Here is a 16,564-nt window from a genome sequence, read left to right on the forward strand (position 1 = left end):
TTACTCATTGTATTTAATAAATGGGTTAGTGGCAGATGTGCTTATAGATCTTTGGCAAAATAGAGATCAACTGAATATTAGCATTAAAAAAGAAATTTTAGGTATCATCTTTTTTTTGTCTTTTTGGATAGTTTCCATTATATGGTCAATTCTACAATACAAATATTTCGAGGTAAAATCTACCAATTTCCTAAGAAGAAAACTACATTAAAATATTCTCTTTTTGTTTGTAAATATTTAACGCTTTCAAGTTTACAGAGTTTCCGCTTAATCCAAAAAAGTCTATAAAATATTTCATAAATTTGTGAACCACAATATATATGGAAAAACATCCACTTATCTCGATTATTACTGTAGTTTACAATGGTGAAAAAACTATAGAACAAACTATTACTAGTGTTTCAGAGCAAACCTATAAAAATATAGAATTTATCATCGTTGATGGTAAAAGTACAGATGGTACTATGCAAATTGTATCCAAATATAAAGGCAAGATAGCTAAAATAATTTGCGAAAAGGATAAAGGGATTTATGATGCAATGAATAAAGGAATTTCTTTAGCAAAGGGTGATATTATAGGATTATTAAATGCGGATGATTTTTATGAACCTGATGCTATAGAAAATATTGTCAGCTATTACATGCCTGGATTTAACGCCTATTATGGTGCGATAAGGAATATTGAAGAAAACAGTGTGAGCTTTGTAAGTAATACAACCGATAATCTCGAAAAACTAACGCGAGGGATGGTTGTAAACCATCCGGCAATGTTTGTCAACAAAGAAGTTTATGAGAAACTAGGTAGCTTTAATACTTCTTATAAAATCGTTGCTGACTGGGATTTCACACTTAGGTGCTATCTTAGTGGGGTGAGATTTATTAAAATAGATAAAGTTTTGACCAATTTTAGGATTGATGGTGTAAGTGGGGCCATAACGACTAAATATCTGAAAGAAATGTCTCAGGTGAGAAAAGAAAACAGTGTTTTTTATAAAATAGATTTTTACTATTGGTATGACTTGTTACGATTTCGATTATTAGGAAAAAATTTACATAGATTGTATCTACTTAAACAAAAATTACAGAATGCCAAATAAAGTTTTGCGATTTTTTTTTATTTTGTTATGGTTTTTACCGGCGGTAATGACCTTTTTTCAGTTGGATTCTTATAGTGTCACTACGGTAGTGGTAATTTTTTTATTTAATCTCTCATATTATTTATATAATCCTAGATTTGCTTTTACTAAAAAATTTATAAACATTTTTATTATTGTGGTATGTGGTATTCTGATTCATTCTGTGGCTACGAGCCTATACTTTAATCTTAGTTTTGATTTGATACGGAATATACTTTCTATTCCATTTGTTTGTATTATGCTCGTTGGTGCTTATAACTTTAGCAAAGTAATCCTTGCAACAGATGGCAAATCTATAACTAAACTCCTTCACAGTTTTTTTTACTTTTATCTTGGATTCGTCGCATTATCATTTGTAATACCAACTTTTATTTATAGTAAGCCTATTTTCCCATATCCAGAACCTTCACACATGGCGCTTTTTTTTGGACCTATCGTCGGATATCTTGTCATTTATTCAAAGACAGAAAAAAAAAGGTTTTACTTTCTGTTCGCTGGTATTGTGGTTGCACTTATCGTAAAGAATATGACTTTGCTGGTTACAATGGTTATATTGGCGGTGTTTGTTTATCATATTTATGTAGTTCCTATTTTGCTAATAGGAGGAGCTGGAGTCTATTTTTTTGCTGATATTGAATATTTCCTCTCTCGTTTGGATTTTAAAAACATGCAGTCCACCAATAATCTCTCTACATTAGTTTACGCAAAAGGATTTCAGTTAATGCAAGAAGGATTAAAGCTTAGTCGTGGACTTGGGGTAGGTTTTCAACAACTCGGGTTTGTAGATGTCAGAACTGAAATAGGTGATTATTTAATAAAAGTGTTAGATGGCTTGGAACTTAATTCTCGGGATGGTGGCTTCACTGCTGCTAAACTGATTACAGAATTTGGTGTCGTGGGCATTTTGCTCATTGTCTCTTATCTTTATTATTTGGTGAAACAATGGTTTCATTTTAGAAAACTGCCGTCAAACAGTCTCTCTGCACAAGATGCGCTTTTCTATGCTAGCACGATCACTATTTTTTCGGAAATATTTTTTCGGGGTATCGGTTATTTTACGGCAACTATCTTCCTCTTCTTTTCTGTATTGTTTCTAAGGTCTCACATGAAGAATAATTAAAAAAAATGAAAGGTGTTTTTTCATTATTAATGATAATCTTTTCTTGCGCTTTATTTGGCCAGGAAATTATTATTTTACCTGACGCGCTCACCGGGCAATCTTATACATATAGTAAAGTTATATTGTCTCCAAATCAACGGGTAGATGGTGTGATTTACGTGAATAAAAATGGAATTACTTACAAAAGGATTTACGATGGAAAGATAAATATAAAATGGTTTGGCGCAAAGGGCGACGGTATAACCGATGATTCAAAAGCTATCCAAAAAGCTTTCGAAATTGGGGAATCCATATTTTTTCCTGCCGGGAATTACCGTTTCGCTGCAAATGTCAATAAAAGGTTCGAGATTGAAGGTGATGCGGGCAATACGGTTTTCAGTCCTGTGGACAATAATAAGTCTATCCTGAATTTCCAAACCAAAGCACCGTATTTTACCTATGCAAGTATCGTATCCAATATTTGGTTTACTTCAAAAAATAAGATTGGTACAGCTATATCTTTTGGAAAAAATGATGTAAAGAATAAATCTATAGAAGATGAATATGCGGGTAATGTCGTCTTCAGAAATTTAAGATTCATAGGGTTTCAAAAAGCAGTATATTTTCCATTTGGTAACATTGGCTGCAATTTCTTCAGTTGTGCATTTCAGGCTAATGAATACGGTATTTATTCTTTGGACAACCGCTGGGGTGGTGATTTAATGCACGCGGGAAATAAATGTTTTTATGCTTGTGAATTTGATTCGAATAATGTAGCCGTTTACTTTAATAACACTACGGAAGGTTTCGGCGGAGTTTCTTTTAATGATTGTATTTTTGAGGCTAATGCCGTAAATGGATATTTTTATTCTAATAATACCTATACGCCGACAATTTTTCAAAACTGTTGGGACGAGAAACGAAATACCCCATCTAAAGTCATTATAGACCAATATACCGGTACTTCACTGAAAAAAGTGGATATGGAGCCCGCAAGTTACATTTTTGATGGATCTCGATCGGATTATTTGTTTATTGGTGGAAGAGTAATGAATCTGAAGATTTTAGGAAATAATATCAATGTAACTTCATATCGTTCAAAATTTGAATACAGTAAAGATGTAAGGGCGGAAAAGACAGTAGTATCTGATAATTCTCAACTCACACTTTTTTTTCCTTCTACAGATAAGGGAATTCAGTCTGCAAAGAATATTTATGTGAAAGGTATCCCTTTTCTAAACAGTTTAGAAGTTGGTGCTAATAATTCGGAATCGAAATTTTTTCCTATTTCCAGCGTTGGATTTAAATCTAATTTTCCGGAATTTTATTCTGTGAATTTTGGAAACCCAATAACTCTCAGCGGATCTTTTAATGCTGTTGCACCGACTTTTCAAAGAATAAACAACCAAGCGGCCTGCAGATTGGCTTTGGATTTTTCCAATAAAAACCAGTATATAGCTATAAATGAAACAAAGACCGATTTTGTTCCTGGATATTATTTTATTGTTACGACGGCAAAAGTAAACATAGGCAATCCAATATTTTTTGTTTGGGATCGTAATGAAAACCAGTTTGTGAGTTTTCAACCAATCAATGATAAGGACATTCATTCGTATGGCGCATATGGATATATTACTAAAAAGGCAGAATTTTATCTGGATATTTCTTCTATCGACGGAACACCTGTGGACTTAGATCTTTTAGATTATAAAATTTTTAAGTTTTCTACTAAGGAGGAGCTCCAAAGTTTTTTGCTGGATAATCTTTAAAATAACAAAAAAATGCTTTTAGTTGATGCCATTTTTATTCATAATGGAGGAGGGAAGGTGCTCCTAGACTATTTAATAAAAGAATTAGAAAAGACAAACTACAAGATTTTCTATCTTTTTGATGCGCGTCTTAAGAAATATATCTTTGATATAAAACCAAATAATAAATTTATTTTTCTCGAGGCTTCGCTTTTTAAACGACACGAATTCTATAAAAAAAATAAAACAGCCTTTAGCAAAGTATTTGTTTTAGGAAATGTTCCGCCAACGGTTGATGTTTCTGCTGATGTTATAGGGTATTTTCACAACGCAGTATATTTGGATGTACCTGCAGACTTTTCTTTTGTAGACAGAATCAAATATAAATTTAAAATTGCAATTATCAAGTATTTTGAATCAAATGTAAAACTTTGGCTTGTTCAGACCGGTTATATAAAGCAACAGCTTGAAACAAAATTTTCGAAAGAGGAAAAGGTACTCATTCTTCCTTTTTTTCCTGCACTGCCGCAAGAGAAGGGAATCCGTAAATCATCTACCTTTTTATATGTAAGCAATGCGCAAGCAAATAAGAACCATAAGCGGCTGATTGATGCCTTCTGTAAATCTTTTGATGAAGTGCAGAAAGGAGAATTGATATTAACGGTAAATGATTTGTTTCCAGATATTTATAACTATATTGAAGCAGCAGTTGCCAAAAGATATCCAATTACTAATGTTGGTTTTCTGCCGAAAGATAAATTAGCTGAAAAATATGCAGAATCGGAATTTTTAATTTTTCCTTCGCTTTCGGAGAGCTTTGGTCTCGGGATAGTTGAAGGAATTAATGCGGGATGCAAAGTCATAGGAGCGGATTTGCCATATCTGTATGCCGTATGCAGGCCGTCAGCAACTTTTGATCCTTACGATGTAAACGATATTTCGCGTTCAATATCAGGAGCAATTACAAGCAATCAACCAACTTCCTTTTCTAAAGTTAGTGATGAAATAGCTCAATTGATTTTACTTTTAAACCCACAGACAAGTTTATGATTACTGCCTGTATAGTCCTCTATAAAAATAATCCACAAGTACTTTCGGAGTCCATTTACAGTTTTTTAAATTCAGGACGAGATGACTCGTTTTTGTATCTTGTAGATAATTCGCCAACCGAGGAACTTAAAACTTTGATTGCCTCGCCAAATGTTGAATATATTCACAATCCTTCCAATCCCGGTTTTGGTGCAGCTCACAACATCGCTATTAGCAAGGCTGTAGCCGCTGGGAGTAAATATCATTTTGTTATAAATCCGGATGTCGAAATGCGTGAGGATGTTATTACCCCCATGATAGAGTATATGGAAGACCACCCCGATGTCGGTATGATGATGCCGCAAATTCTGAATGAAGATGGTACCGTACAGTATTTGCCAAAATTACTACCATCACCGTTTTCTGTTTTCATGAGAAAATTTAAAAAACCTAAATTCTATTATGAAAAGTTTATTAATAATTATGAGCTAAGAAAAGTAAAGAAAGATGTTATATACAATGCGCCCATTTTATCTGGCTGTTTTACTCTTTTTAGAATGTCGGCTTTAAAAGAAGTGGGACTTTATGATGATCGATTTTTTATGTATTTTGAAGATTGGGATATATCCCGAAGAATGCATTTGAAATATAAAACAATTTATTTTCCGAAAGTTTCTATTGTTCATGGTTATGAATCTGGAGCAAATAAAGATAAAAGACTTTTCAAAATTTTTGTAAAATCTGCTATTCATTATTTCAATAAATGGGGTTGGATTTTTGATAGGGAAAGAAGTAGAATTAATAAAAAGACATTACAACAATTCAAATGAAGATCATCATCACCGGAGCAACAGGTTTTGTAGGTTCTAATCTTTCAAAATATTTGGAAGACAAAGGAAATGTTGTTGGAAAACTTTCTTTGAGAAAGTCTGATTGGATTTTAAATAAAAATGCGGATGTAATCATTCATCTCGCAGGAAAAGCCCATGATACAGCAAATACTTCTGCGGATGATGAATATTTCAAAGTCAACAGAGACTTAACGATCCGACTTTTTGAAGAATTTTTAAATTCTGAAATTAGAGATTTCATTTATTTCAGCAGCGTAAAGGCCACCGCAGATACGATTGAAGGGATTTTAGATGAGAATCATCCCTCTGATCCGAAAACCCCTTACGGAAAATCAAAATTAGAAGCCGAAAATTATTTGCTTGCTCAAGAATTACCTGAAAATAAAAGACTTTTTATCATACGACCATGTATGATTCACGGTCCGGGAAACAAGGGAAATCTAAACTTGCTTTACAAAGTGGTGGAAAAAGGAATTCCTTGGCCTTTAGCAGATTTTGATAACCAACGTTCTTTTTTAAGTATTGATAACCTCAATTTTTTGATAGAGCGGATTATTTCTGATCAAAATATGACATCAGGGATTTATAATTTTTCAGATGATAAAGCTTTATCGACCAACGATTTGGTGAAAATTATTGCTAACACTTCTGGGAAAACGGAAAGGTTGTTGAAGATTCCTAAACATTTGATTTCGTTCATAGCAAAAACGGGTGATTATTTGAAACTTCCCCTCAATTCAGAAAGACTTAAAAAACTCACCGAAAACTATATCGTCTCCAACCAAAAAATAAAGACTGCTTTAAATATCGATTCTTTACCAATAACTGCTGAAGAAGGAATGAAAAAAACGATTGAATCGTTTATGAAGCATGAAAAGTGATCATCATTTCAACTTAATAGTACCTTAAGTCAAAATGTTTAGCATCCTCATGTGAAAAAAGTATAATTTTGTGTACCCAACCCATAACAATCTATGATGTATTTCGCTGTTTTTCTCGTGCTTTTTGTTTTAGAATTGATCTATTTCAAAATTGCCGACCGATTCAATATTATCGATAAACCCAATCACCGTAGTGCTCATACCGAAATTACCTTGCGAGGTGGAGGGATTGTTTTTCCGATTGCTTTCCTCTTGTTTTTTATTATCAGCACATGGGGTAAGTTAGTTCATCTTCCGCTTCATGATCAGGCGGCAGAAAACCATAATTATCTGATTTTCGGAGTAGGACTTTTATTGCTCTGTACCATTAGTTTTCTAGATGATCTTTATGATCTTTCAAGTAAAATCCGAATTGTTTTTCACATCATTAGCGTAAGTTTTTTGCTCGCTTTTCTTAATGCATTTGTCATGCTCCCGATTTGGGCGATTCCGGTTTTGTACATTTTAATCATCGGAATTCTGAACGCTTATAATTTCATGGACGGAATCAATGGAATTACAGGGCTTTACAGCTTAGTGGCGTTGCTTTCTTTATTGTATGTGAATCAGAATATGGTGAGTTTTGTTAATCGTGATTTTATAATTTATCCCGTTTTAGCGTGTCTGGTTTTTCTCTTTTTCAATTTTAGAAAGAAGGCAAAATGCTTTATGGGCGATATTGGAAGTATGGGAATTGCGTTTTGGGTGGTGGCCTTAATTGGTTTGCTAATGATGAAAACCGGCGAAATTAAATGGATTCTTTTTCTTGCGGTTTACGGGGTAGAAGTCATTTCCACTATTTTAGAAAGACTGAAACTCAAAGAAAATATTTTCGAAGCGCACCGCCGTCACCTTTATCAACTTTTAGCTAATGAGAAAAAAATATCTCATTTAATAGTAAGTACGCTCTACGCAGCTGTACAGTTGATTATCAATGCAGTAGTGATTTTTTCGAACTTGCCACAAATTGTAAGTTTTGTAATTATTTTATTACCTGCGCTAATTTTTTATCTTTACACCAAACTTACGATTAAGAAGCAAATCACACTAAACATTAATTAATGAAAATAAAATCGACCCCACTCAAAGACTGCTATATCATTGAACCAACCGTTTTCGAAGACGCAAGAGGTTATTTTTATGAAAAATTCAATGAGCAAAAATTCGAAGAACTTACCGGAATGAATGGCCATTTTGTGCAGGATAATATTTCTAAATCTTCGTACGGAGTTTTGCGAGGTGTTCATTTGCAAAAAGGCGAACATGCACAGGCGAAATTAGTCTCTTGTCTTGAAGGGAAAGTTTTTGATGTAGCCGTTGATTTGCGTGAAGATTCTCCAACTTTCGGACAATGGTTCGGGGTGGAATTGACTCCGGAAAATAAGTTGCAACTCTATGTTCCAAGAGGTTTCGGGCATGGCTTTTCCGTATTGAGTGAAACTGCAATTTTTTCCTATAAATGTGATAATTTCTATCATAAAGAATCTGAAGGAAGTGTTATCTGGAACGATAAAGACCTCAATATCGACTGGAAATTACCGGCAGATAAGGTGCTCCTTTCAGAAAAAGACAGCCAATTGCCTACTTTCGCGGAGAAGAATTTTTGAGGGAAAGTTAAGAGGTTAAGAGGTTAGAAAGTTAAGAGGTTAAATGGTTAGAAAGTGAATTTGTTTGAATATAACCATATTAGAAATTTAACAGAAAATCAATTTAATGAGTAGCCTAATCTTACCAAACCAAACCAAAGATAACCTAATCTAACCCAACCCAACCCATTAACTTAACCCAAGATAAAATAACCCACCTAACCTTTTTTCCAAGTATTCGTCCAACCCACTAACCTCTTAACCTCTTAACCTCTTAACTTTCTAACCTTCTAACCTTCTAACCTTCTAACCTCTAAAGAATGACCTCCCACAAAGATTTACAAGTTTATAAAGAATCTTTACTTTTGGTAAAGGATATTTATTTATTGGTAGCTCTTTTTCCAAAGGATGAACTTTTCGGATTAACTTCCCAAATGAAAAGATGTGCGATTTCAATCCCATCCAATATCGCAGAAGGGGCAGGAAGAAAGGGAAGTGCCGAGTTTGTCAGATTTTTGTATATTTCGATGGGTTCTTTAAGCGAATTAGAAACTCAATTGGATATCGCCGTAATGCTTAATTTTTGTGATAAAAACGGGGAAATGACCCAAAGGATTTTCTATATTAAAAATATGCTTTCCAAATTAATTTTAAGTATCAATAAAACTAAACCAACTGTCTAACCCTCTTTCTAACCATTTAACTTTCTAACTTTCTAACCTTCTAACCTTCTAACCTTCTAACTTCTTAACCTTCTAACCATTTAACCTCTTAACTTTTCGAACATAAAAAAATGAAAAACATAATCATCACCGGAGGTGCCGGATTTATCGGTTCCCACGTCGTAAGAGAATTTGTTAAAAATAATCCGGATAAGAAAATCATCAACCTTGACGCTTTAACTTACGCCGGAAATCTTGAAAATTTAAAAGATATCGAAAACGAACCTAACTACGTTTTTGAAAAAGCAGACATCACCAAAGTCGATGAACTTCGAAGAGTATTCGAAAAGCATCATCCGGATGCTGTTGTTCATTTGGCCGCGGAAAGCCACGTGGACAGAAGTATCACTGATCCTAATGCCTTTATTAATACCAATGTTGTAGGAACTGCCAATTTATTGAATCTTTGTAAAGAATTTTGGACCTTAAATCCCGATCATTCCCACGGAAATTTTCCGGACGGACCACGCGAGAATTTGTTCTACCATGTTTCTACCGATGAGGTTTACGGAAGTTTAGGAGAAACCGGTTTCTTTTTAGAAACTACCGCTTACGATCCACAATCGCCTTATTCTGCAAGTAAAGCCGCTTCCGATCATTTGGTTCGCGCTTACGGAAACACTTACGGAATGCCGTTTATGGTGTCCAATTGCTCCAATAACTACGGCCCCAATCATTTTCCGGAAAAGTTGATTCCGCTTTGTATTTCGAATATTATTAATGAAAAACCTCTTCCAATTTACGGTGACGGAAAATATACCAGAGACTGGCTTTTCGTTATCGACCATGCGAAAGCGATTCACCAACTGTTCTTTGAAGCAAAAACCGGGGAAACCTACAATATCGGAGGTTTCAACGAGTGGCAAAACATCGATTTGGTAAAGGAACTCATCAAACAGATGGATGAAAAACTAGGAAAACCAGCGGGCTACTCCGAAAAACTTATTACCTATGTGAAAGACCGTCCGGGGCACGATAAACGTTACGCCATCGATGCTACCAAACTCAACAAAGACTTGGGCTGGAAACCATCCGTAACTTTCGAGCAAGGTTTAAGCAAAACGATAGACTGGTTCCTCGAAAATAAAGACTGGTTGGAGAATGTAACCAGCGGTTCCTATCAGGATTACTATAACGAGCAGTATAAATAATTGAGTGTTTGAGTAATTGAGTTTTTGAGAATGTCATCAATGATAAAGATTCATAAAGATTTAATTGTTTATCAAAAAGCTTTTATTGCTGCCATGGAGATTTATCATATTTCCAAACAATTTCCAGTTGAAGAAAGATATTCATTAACTGACCAAATCAGACGTTCGTCACGTTCGGTCAACGCTAATATTGCTGAGGCTTGGCGGAAAAGAAGATACGAAAAATCTTTTATCAGTAAATTAAATGAAGCTGATGGTGAAGCTGCCGAAACCCAAAATTGGTTAGATTTCGCCCTTGCCTGCGGTTATATAAACGAGGTTACTTACCAAAGTTTGTATAGCAAATACGATGAAATTTTAGGAATGTTGGTTTCAATGACTATTAATTCTAAAAAATGGACATTTTCAGAACTAAAAAAATAAATTTAATAACACTCAATTTCTCAAAAACTCAAATACCCAAAAATCAACACATTATGAAGGGAATTATTTTAGCCGGCGGATCCGGTACCAGACTTTATCCATTGACGATTGCGGTAAGCAAGCAGCTGATGCCGGTTTATGACAAACCGATGATTTATTATCCGCTTTCCACATTATTACTTGCGGGAATTAAAGATATCTTAATTATTACAACACCACATGATCAGGAAGGTTTTATGAAACTTTTGGGCGACGGTTCATCGATTGGATGTAACATTCAGTACAAAGTACAGCCCAGTCCGGACGGTTTAGCGCAGGCTTTTATTTTGGGAGAAGAATTTATCGGAGACGATTCTGTAGCGCTCGTTTTGGGTGATAATATTTTTTATGGCGCAGGATTGCCAAAATTGTTGGAAAGCAAAACCAACATAAAAGGCGGCTGCGTCTTTGCTTATCAGGTTTCCGATCCGGAAAGATATGGCGTGGTGGAATTTGATGAGAACTTAAAAGCCATTTCTATTGAAGAAAAACCTGCGGAACCTAAATCCAACTTTGCCGTTCCAGGTTTGTATTTTTATGATAATTCCGTAGTCGAAATCGCTAAAAACCTAAAGCCGTCACCGCGTGGTGAATTGGAAATCACGGATGTAAACCGAATTTATCTTGAAAAAGGTCAGTTAGAAGTAGGGGTGATGTCGCGCGGAACCGCTTGGCTCGACACCGGAACTTTCGATTCTTTACATGAAGCTTCGGAATTTGTGAAAGTTTTGGAGAAAAGACAAGGTTTCAAAATTTCTTGTATTGAAGAGATCGCTTACAAAAAAAGGTTCATTAACAAAGAACAACTTCTAGAATCGGCGAAGAAATATGGTAAAAGCGGTTATGGTGAATATTTGAAAGGGATTTTATAAACCATTTTAAATGAAATATTTAGAAAGACTTTAAGCAAAACCTTAAAGTCTTTTTTTATTCCTAAATTTGCGCCCTGTAATATACATCAGTTTTTTATACTAAAATATCAATTCATGCGTACAAAATCCGTCGGCAAAAAGAAAATCAATATCGTCACACTCGGTTGTTCCAAAAATGTTTATGACTCCGAAGTCCTGATGGGGCAATTGGAAGCCAACGGAAAAGAAGTGGTGCACGAGGATCGCGGTGACATCGTCGTAATCAATACCTGCGGTTTTATCGATAATGCTAAGGAAGAATCGATTAACACGATTTTGGAATATGTCGATGCCAAAAACCGAGGCGAGGTAGAGAAGGTTTTCGTTACCGGATGTCTTTCGGAAAGATATAAACCGGATTTGATAAGAGAAATTCCGGATGTAGACCAGTATTTCGGAACTAGAGATCTGCCTATTTTGCTCAAACATTTGGGTGCAGATTATAAACATGAATTGGTTGGGGAAAGAATGACGACCACACCAAAACATTATGCCTATTTAAAAATTGCAGAAGGTTGCGACCGACCATGTTCATTCTGCGCAATTCCTTTGATGAGAGGGAAAAATGTTTCTACACCAATCGAAAATTTGGTCATTGAAGCTGAGAAATTGGCTAAGAAAGGAGTTAAGGAACTTATTCTTATCGCACAGGACTTAACTTATTACGGACTTGATATTTACAAAAAAAGAGCTTTAGGTGACTTACTTTTAAGATTGGTAAAAGTGGAAGGAATCGAGTGGATTCGTTTGCATTACGCGTTTCCATCAGGGTTTCCGGAGGATGTGTTAGAAATCATTAAAAATGAGCCGAAAGTTTGCAACTATATCGATATTCCTTTGCAACATATTAATTCTGATATCCTAAAGGCGATGAAGAGAGGAACCACCCACGAGAAAACCAATGCTTTGTTGGAAAAGTTTCGGGAGAAAGTTCCGGATATGGCGATCAGAACTACTTTAATCGTAGGTTTTCCGGGCGAAACAGAAGAAAAATTCCTCGAAATGAAAGAATGGGTTCGCACACAACGTTTCGATCGATTGGGCTGTTTTACCTATTCGCACGAAGAAAATACAACCGCCTACGTTTTGGAAGATGATGTACCGCAGGAAGTGAAAGAAGCTAGGGTAGAAGAGATTATGGAGTTGCAGTCACAGATTTCATGGGAGAAAAATCAGGTGAAAATAGGTAAAACGTTCCGATGCATTTTCGATCGAAAGGAAGGAAACTATTTTGTCGGAAGAACCGAGTTCGATTCTCCGGACGTAGATAATACAGTTTTGGTCTCTGCAGAAAACACTTATTTATCAATCGGCGAGTTTGCCAATATAAAAATTACCTCCGCTGAAGAATTTGATTTGTACGGAGAACTTGTTTAAAATCAAGTAATAAAGAATAAAAAAAGCCAATGAATTTCATTGGTTTTTTTGTTTTCACTGAATTTTGCCTTCTCAATTTCGTTAAAATTTTCATTGATTAATAAATTTCAGGGCTTGATGCTAAAAATCGCTTTTTCCTTAAACGTTCATTAATAAAGGGATTGAGGCAGTTTTTTATTCTAAAATCACTTTAATTTTCTTCTTTTTATTTCTTAATAATTTTTTTTACTTTTTAATGATTTTTCTAACCATTCAACGAAATTTACAATTTTATTAACCGGTTGATTATAAGTATTTTGTGTGTTTTGTAGATGGGAAACTATGCAGTAATTAGTTAATTTTGTTAACGTTTTATGGATGTTTTTAACACTTTTTAACAAGCTTCCTTATTTCCCATGAATAGGGAATTAGCAAAGTGTCTTAACATATAATTAAGAATTTGTTAACAGAATTTAACAGTTGGGTTGTTGCAAAAAATGTTTTCGGGATAAATTTGCAGAGTCAAAACCAATAAAAATAATTCAAAATGATGAAAAGAGCGATTCTCGTAATCATAATGATGATTTCAACACTTGGTATTTATTCTTTCAACAAGTTTAATGCCAATGATGCCAAAACAAGTTTTGCATCGTTCTACCACGATAAGTTTAATGGTAGGAAAACAGCAAGCGGAGAGATTTTCAATAACAGAAAACTTACCGCAGCGCATAGAACGCTTCCTTTCGGTACCGTAATTGAAGTTACGAATCTGAGAACAGGGAAAAGTGTAGAAGTGAGAATTAACGACCGCGGTCCGTTCCACTCTTCCAGAGCGTTGGATTTATCCAAAGCAGCGTTCGATTCAATTGGCAATACTGCTAAAGGAACCATGCCAATTGAATATGAAATTGTCGATTAACTTTACGTTTTTTAAAAGCAAAGCCGATTCAGAAGAGTCGGCTTTTTTATTTCAAATTTATATTCTTAATGAAGTTCTACCAGCACCGGACAGTGGTCGCTGTGCACGGCTTCTTTCAGAATAACCGCGCGCGACAGTTTCTCTTTTAAAGTATAAGACACGAAATTATAATCCAAACGCCAGCCTTTGTTCCTTGCGCGGGAGTTCTGGCGGTAACTCCACCACGAATAATTATCGGGCTGATCATTAAAGAACCGGAAACTGTCTATCAGTTCGCATTCCTCTATAAATTTGGTCATCCATTCTCTTTCCATCGGTAAAAATCCGGAAGTATTTTTCAGTCCTTCGGGGTTATGAATGTCAATGGCTTTATGACAAATATTAAAATCCCCACAAATAATAAGGTTTGGAATGGTTTTTCTTAACTCATTGATGTAAACCAAGAAATCTTCACAAAACTGCATTTTGAATTCTAATCTTTCGGAATTGGAAGCGGAAGGCACGTACACGGAAATCACCGAGAACCCATCGAAATCTGCTCTTATTACTCTTCCTTCACTGTCGTAATGTTCGATGCCACAACCATATTCTACATGTAGAGGTTCAATTTTAGAAGCGATTCCTACGCCGGAATACCCTTTTCGTTGCGCGGAATGCCAATAACTTTTATATCCTATTTTCTCTAAACTTTCGATGTCGATTTGGTCGTTTCCCGCTTTGCTTTCCTGAATGCAAATCACATCGGGATCGGCGATTTTCAGCCAGCCAAGGAAGTCTTTGGTAAAAGCAGCACGAATTCCGTTTACATTGTATGAAATAACTCTCATTGAATATTTTTAATTTTTCCCAAAATTACAAAAGCGAATTTGATTCTACGGAAATCTGCCACACAAAAAAGGCGGAAAAAACAGTATGTTTCTCCCGCCCAATTGGATCCCAAATTTAAATAAACTATGAAAAAAAACTATTTGGGCTCCATAATGCTGATCGGGATAATCACTTCTTCCAAAGAGATTCCGCCGTGTTGGTAGGTTTCTTTGTAATAATTCACGAAATGATTATAGTTTTTCGGATAAGCCAAAAAGATGTTGTTTTTGGCGAAAATATATTTTGAACTTAGATTTCCTTTTGGTAAAAACAGTTTTTCGGGATTTGAAATTGCCCAAACATCGCTGTTTTCGTAAGTTAAACTTCGTCCGGTTTTGTATCGGATATTGGTTGAAGTTTCTCGGTCGCCGACTACTTTGCTTGGTTTTTTTACATAGATCGTTCCATGATCGGTGGTGATCACCAATTTGAAACCATGGTCTGCAGCCTGTTTGATGATTTTTAATAAAGAGGAATTCTCAAACCAATTGTATGTGAGTGATCGGAATGTTTTATCGTCGCGAATCAATTGATTCACGATCACATTATCGGTTTTCGCATGGGAAAGAATGTCGATAAAGTTGTAAACAATTACCAAGAGATCATTGTTTTTATGTTGGTTGAAATCTTCCAATACTTTTTTCTCGAAATCAGCATTTAAAATTTTTAGGTATTTCATCGATTTTCCGGATAATCCGAGGCGTTTCATTTGATCTTCCAGAAAATCTCTTTCGTGCTCATTTTTATTGCCTTCTTCATTGTCATTAAACCAATATTGTGTAAATCTTTTTTCGATTTCTGAAGGTAAAAGTCCGGCGAAGAAAGAGTTTCTCGCATATTGCGTTGCGGTCGGAAGAATGCTGAAATAATAATCTTCTGACGTTTTGTTGTAGAATCTCGTGAACAGTGGTTCGATGACTTTCCACTGATCGTAGCGCAAATTATCGACCATGAGGAGCAAAACTTTATCCTTTTCAACCTCGCTTTTTACTTTTTCTTTGAAAAGCGTGTGACTCATCATTGGTTTCTCGTTCGTATGAAGCCAGTCTTCATAATTGTTTTCGATGAATTTGGAGAACTGAATGTTTGCTTCTTCTTTTTGAGATTGCAACAAATCTGAAAATTCACTGTCGAAAACTTTATCGAATTTGATTTCCCAATTGAGGATTTTCTTGTAATATTCCGCCCATTCCTGATAAGTTTTCAGGTAAGAAAGTTCCATCGAAAGATTGCGGAATTCCTGCTGATATTCCTGAATGGTTTGTTGTTCCACCAAAGTTTCTTCTTGAAGATTTTTCTTTAAAGACAATAAAACCTGGTTCGGATTTACCGGTTTCAGGATATAATCGGCGATTTGGGAACCAATTGCTTGTTCCATGATTCTTTCCTCTTCATTTTTGGTTACCATCACGATTTTAATAGCCGAATCGATATTTTTAATCATTGGAATGGCTTCCAAACCGGAGATTCCGGGCATATTTTCATCGAGCAAAGCCAATTGAAAATTTTCTTTTTCGATCATTTCCAGCGCTTCATTCACGTTGTTTACGGGTTTCACTTCGTAACCTTTGTTTTCCAAAAACACGATATGTGGTTTCAGTAAATCTACCTCATCATCAATCCATATCAATTTTGCCATATACTATATTTAAATTTTAAAAGATGCAGTTTCAAGATATTTGAACCGCACTTGTTGTGTCCAAAAATACAACCAAACATTGCCAATTTTATTTTAAACACACGTTAAAGTTGCGTTAATTTTAATAGATGAATTCACGAAAAAATAATGAATGGAGCGGATTATTGA

At 35.2% G+C, this 16,564-nt stretch carries 16 protein-coding genes; 14 read left to right on the plus strand and 2 right to left on the minus strand.

Annotated elements, in window-relative coordinates:
- Nucleotides 1-320: 320 nt before the first annotated feature.
- The 14 genes from AP75_RS06990 to AP75_RS07055 all read left to right on the plus strand — a co-directional run bounded on the left by AP75_RS06990 (nucleotide 321) and on the right by AP75_RS07055 (nucleotide 13,890).
- On the plus strand, nucleotides 321-1,097 hold the full coding sequence (locus AP75_RS06990) for a glycosyltransferase family 2 protein (protein WP_051872562.1): 777 nt from the start codon (nucleotides 321-323) through the stop codon (nucleotides 1,095-1,097).
- Nucleotides 1,087-2,256 (plus strand): hypothetical protein, encoded by a 1,170-nt coding sequence (locus AP75_RS06995; protein ID WP_088263980.1) that lies wholly within the window; start codon nucleotides 1,087-1,089, stop codon nucleotides 2,254-2,256. The genes AP75_RS06990 and AP75_RS06995 overlap by 11 nt, the downstream gene beginning before the upstream one ends.
- Nucleotides 2,257-2,261: 5 nt before the next feature.
- Nucleotides 2,262-4,004: a glycosyl hydrolase family 28-related protein gene (locus tag AP75_RS07000; RefSeq protein ID WP_088263982.1), complete on the plus strand. Its 1,743-nt coding sequence runs from the start codon at nucleotides 2,262-2,264 to the stop codon at nucleotides 4,002-4,004.
- 12 nt (nucleotides 4,005-4,016) lie between these two features.
- Nucleotides 4,017-5,033, plus strand: coding sequence for a glycosyltransferase (locus AP75_RS07005; RefSeq protein ID WP_031501940.1), 1,017 nt, complete (start codon nucleotides 4,017-4,019; stop codon nucleotides 5,031-5,033).
- Nucleotides 5,030-5,842 carry a glycosyltransferase family 2 protein gene (locus AP75_RS07010; RefSeq protein WP_088263984.1) on the plus strand — a complete coding sequence of 271 codons (813 nt, stop codon included), beginning with the start codon at nucleotides 5,030-5,032 and terminating at the stop codon, nucleotides 5,840-5,842. Before AP75_RS07005 ends, AP75_RS07010 begins: the two co-directional genes overlap by 4 nt.
- Nucleotides 5,839-6,744, plus strand: coding sequence for an NAD-dependent epimerase/dehydratase family protein (locus AP75_RS07015; RefSeq protein WP_088263986.1), 906 nt, complete (start codon nucleotides 5,839-5,841; stop codon nucleotides 6,742-6,744). Before AP75_RS07010 ends, AP75_RS07015 begins: the two co-directional genes overlap by 4 nt.
- A 93-nt stretch (nucleotides 6,745-6,837) precedes the next feature.
- Nucleotides 6,838-7,845: an MraY family glycosyltransferase gene (locus tag AP75_RS07020; protein WP_088263988.1), complete on the plus strand. Its 1,008-nt coding sequence runs from the start codon at nucleotides 6,838-6,840 to the stop codon at nucleotides 7,843-7,845.
- On the plus strand, nucleotides 7,845-8,390 hold the full coding sequence (gene rfbC / locus AP75_RS07025; RefSeq protein WP_031502836.1) for a dTDP-4-dehydrorhamnose 3,5-epimerase: 546 nt from the start codon (nucleotides 7,845-7,847) through the stop codon (nucleotides 8,388-8,390). Before AP75_RS07020 ends, rfbC begins: the two co-directional genes overlap by 1 nt.
- Nucleotides 8,391-8,689: 299 nt before the next feature.
- Nucleotides 8,690-9,052, plus strand: coding sequence for a four helix bundle protein (locus tag AP75_RS07030; protein ID WP_031502834.1), 363 nt, complete (start codon nucleotides 8,690-8,692; stop codon nucleotides 9,050-9,052).
- Between the two features lie 110 nt (nucleotides 9,053-9,162).
- On the plus strand, nucleotides 9,163-10,242 hold the full coding sequence (gene rfbB / locus AP75_RS07035; RefSeq protein ID WP_088263990.1) for a dTDP-glucose 4,6-dehydratase: 1,080 nt from the start codon (nucleotides 9,163-9,165) through the stop codon (nucleotides 10,240-10,242).
- Nucleotides 10,243-10,281: 39 nt separating this feature from the next.
- Nucleotides 10,282-10,665, plus strand: coding sequence for a four helix bundle protein (locus AP75_RS07040; protein ID WP_242589780.1), 384 nt, complete (start codon nucleotides 10,282-10,284; stop codon nucleotides 10,663-10,665).
- A gap of 53 nt (nucleotides 10,666-10,718) precedes the next feature.
- Nucleotides 10,719-11,576 carry a glucose-1-phosphate thymidylyltransferase RfbA gene (gene rfbA, locus AP75_RS07045; protein WP_031501417.1) on the plus strand — a complete coding sequence of 286 codons (858 nt, stop codon included), beginning with the start codon at nucleotides 10,719-10,721 and terminating at the stop codon, nucleotides 11,574-11,576.
- A 114-nt stretch (nucleotides 11,577-11,690) separates the two neighbouring features.
- Nucleotides 11,691-12,992 carry a 30S ribosomal protein S12 methylthiotransferase RimO gene (gene rimO, locus AP75_RS07050; RefSeq protein WP_088263992.1) on the plus strand — a complete coding sequence of 434 codons (1,302 nt, stop codon included), beginning with the start codon at nucleotides 11,691-11,693 and terminating at the stop codon, nucleotides 12,990-12,992.
- A gap of 526 nt (nucleotides 12,993-13,518) precedes the next feature.
- On the plus strand, nucleotides 13,519-13,890 hold the full coding sequence (locus AP75_RS07055) for a septal ring lytic transglycosylase RlpA family protein (protein ID WP_031501418.1): 372 nt from the start codon (nucleotides 13,519-13,521) through the stop codon (nucleotides 13,888-13,890).
- Nucleotides 13,891-13,955: 65 nt separating this feature from the next.
- Here the strand turns inward: AP75_RS07055 and AP75_RS07060 are convergent, their stop codons facing one another.
- The gene (locus AP75_RS07060; RefSeq protein WP_031501419.1) at nucleotides 13,956-14,717 is read right to left on the minus strand and encodes an exodeoxyribonuclease III; all 762 of its coding nucleotides are present in this window, start codon (nucleotides 14,715-14,717) and stop codon (nucleotides 13,956-13,958) included.
- A gap of 137 nt (nucleotides 14,718-14,854) precedes the next feature.
- The gene (gene porX / locus AP75_RS07065) at nucleotides 14,855-16,396 is read right to left on the minus strand and encodes a T9SS response regulator signal transducer PorX (protein ID WP_088263994.1); all 1,542 of its coding nucleotides are present in this window, start codon (nucleotides 16,394-16,396) and stop codon (nucleotides 14,855-14,857) included.
- Between the last annotated feature and the right edge of the window lie 168 nt (nucleotides 16,397-16,564).

Origin of the sequence: Kaistella haifensis DSM 19056, assembly GCF_000735695.2 — a bacterium.
Lineage (GTDB): Bacteria > Bacteroidota > Bacteroidia > Flavobacteriales > Weeksellaceae > Kaistella > Kaistella haifensis.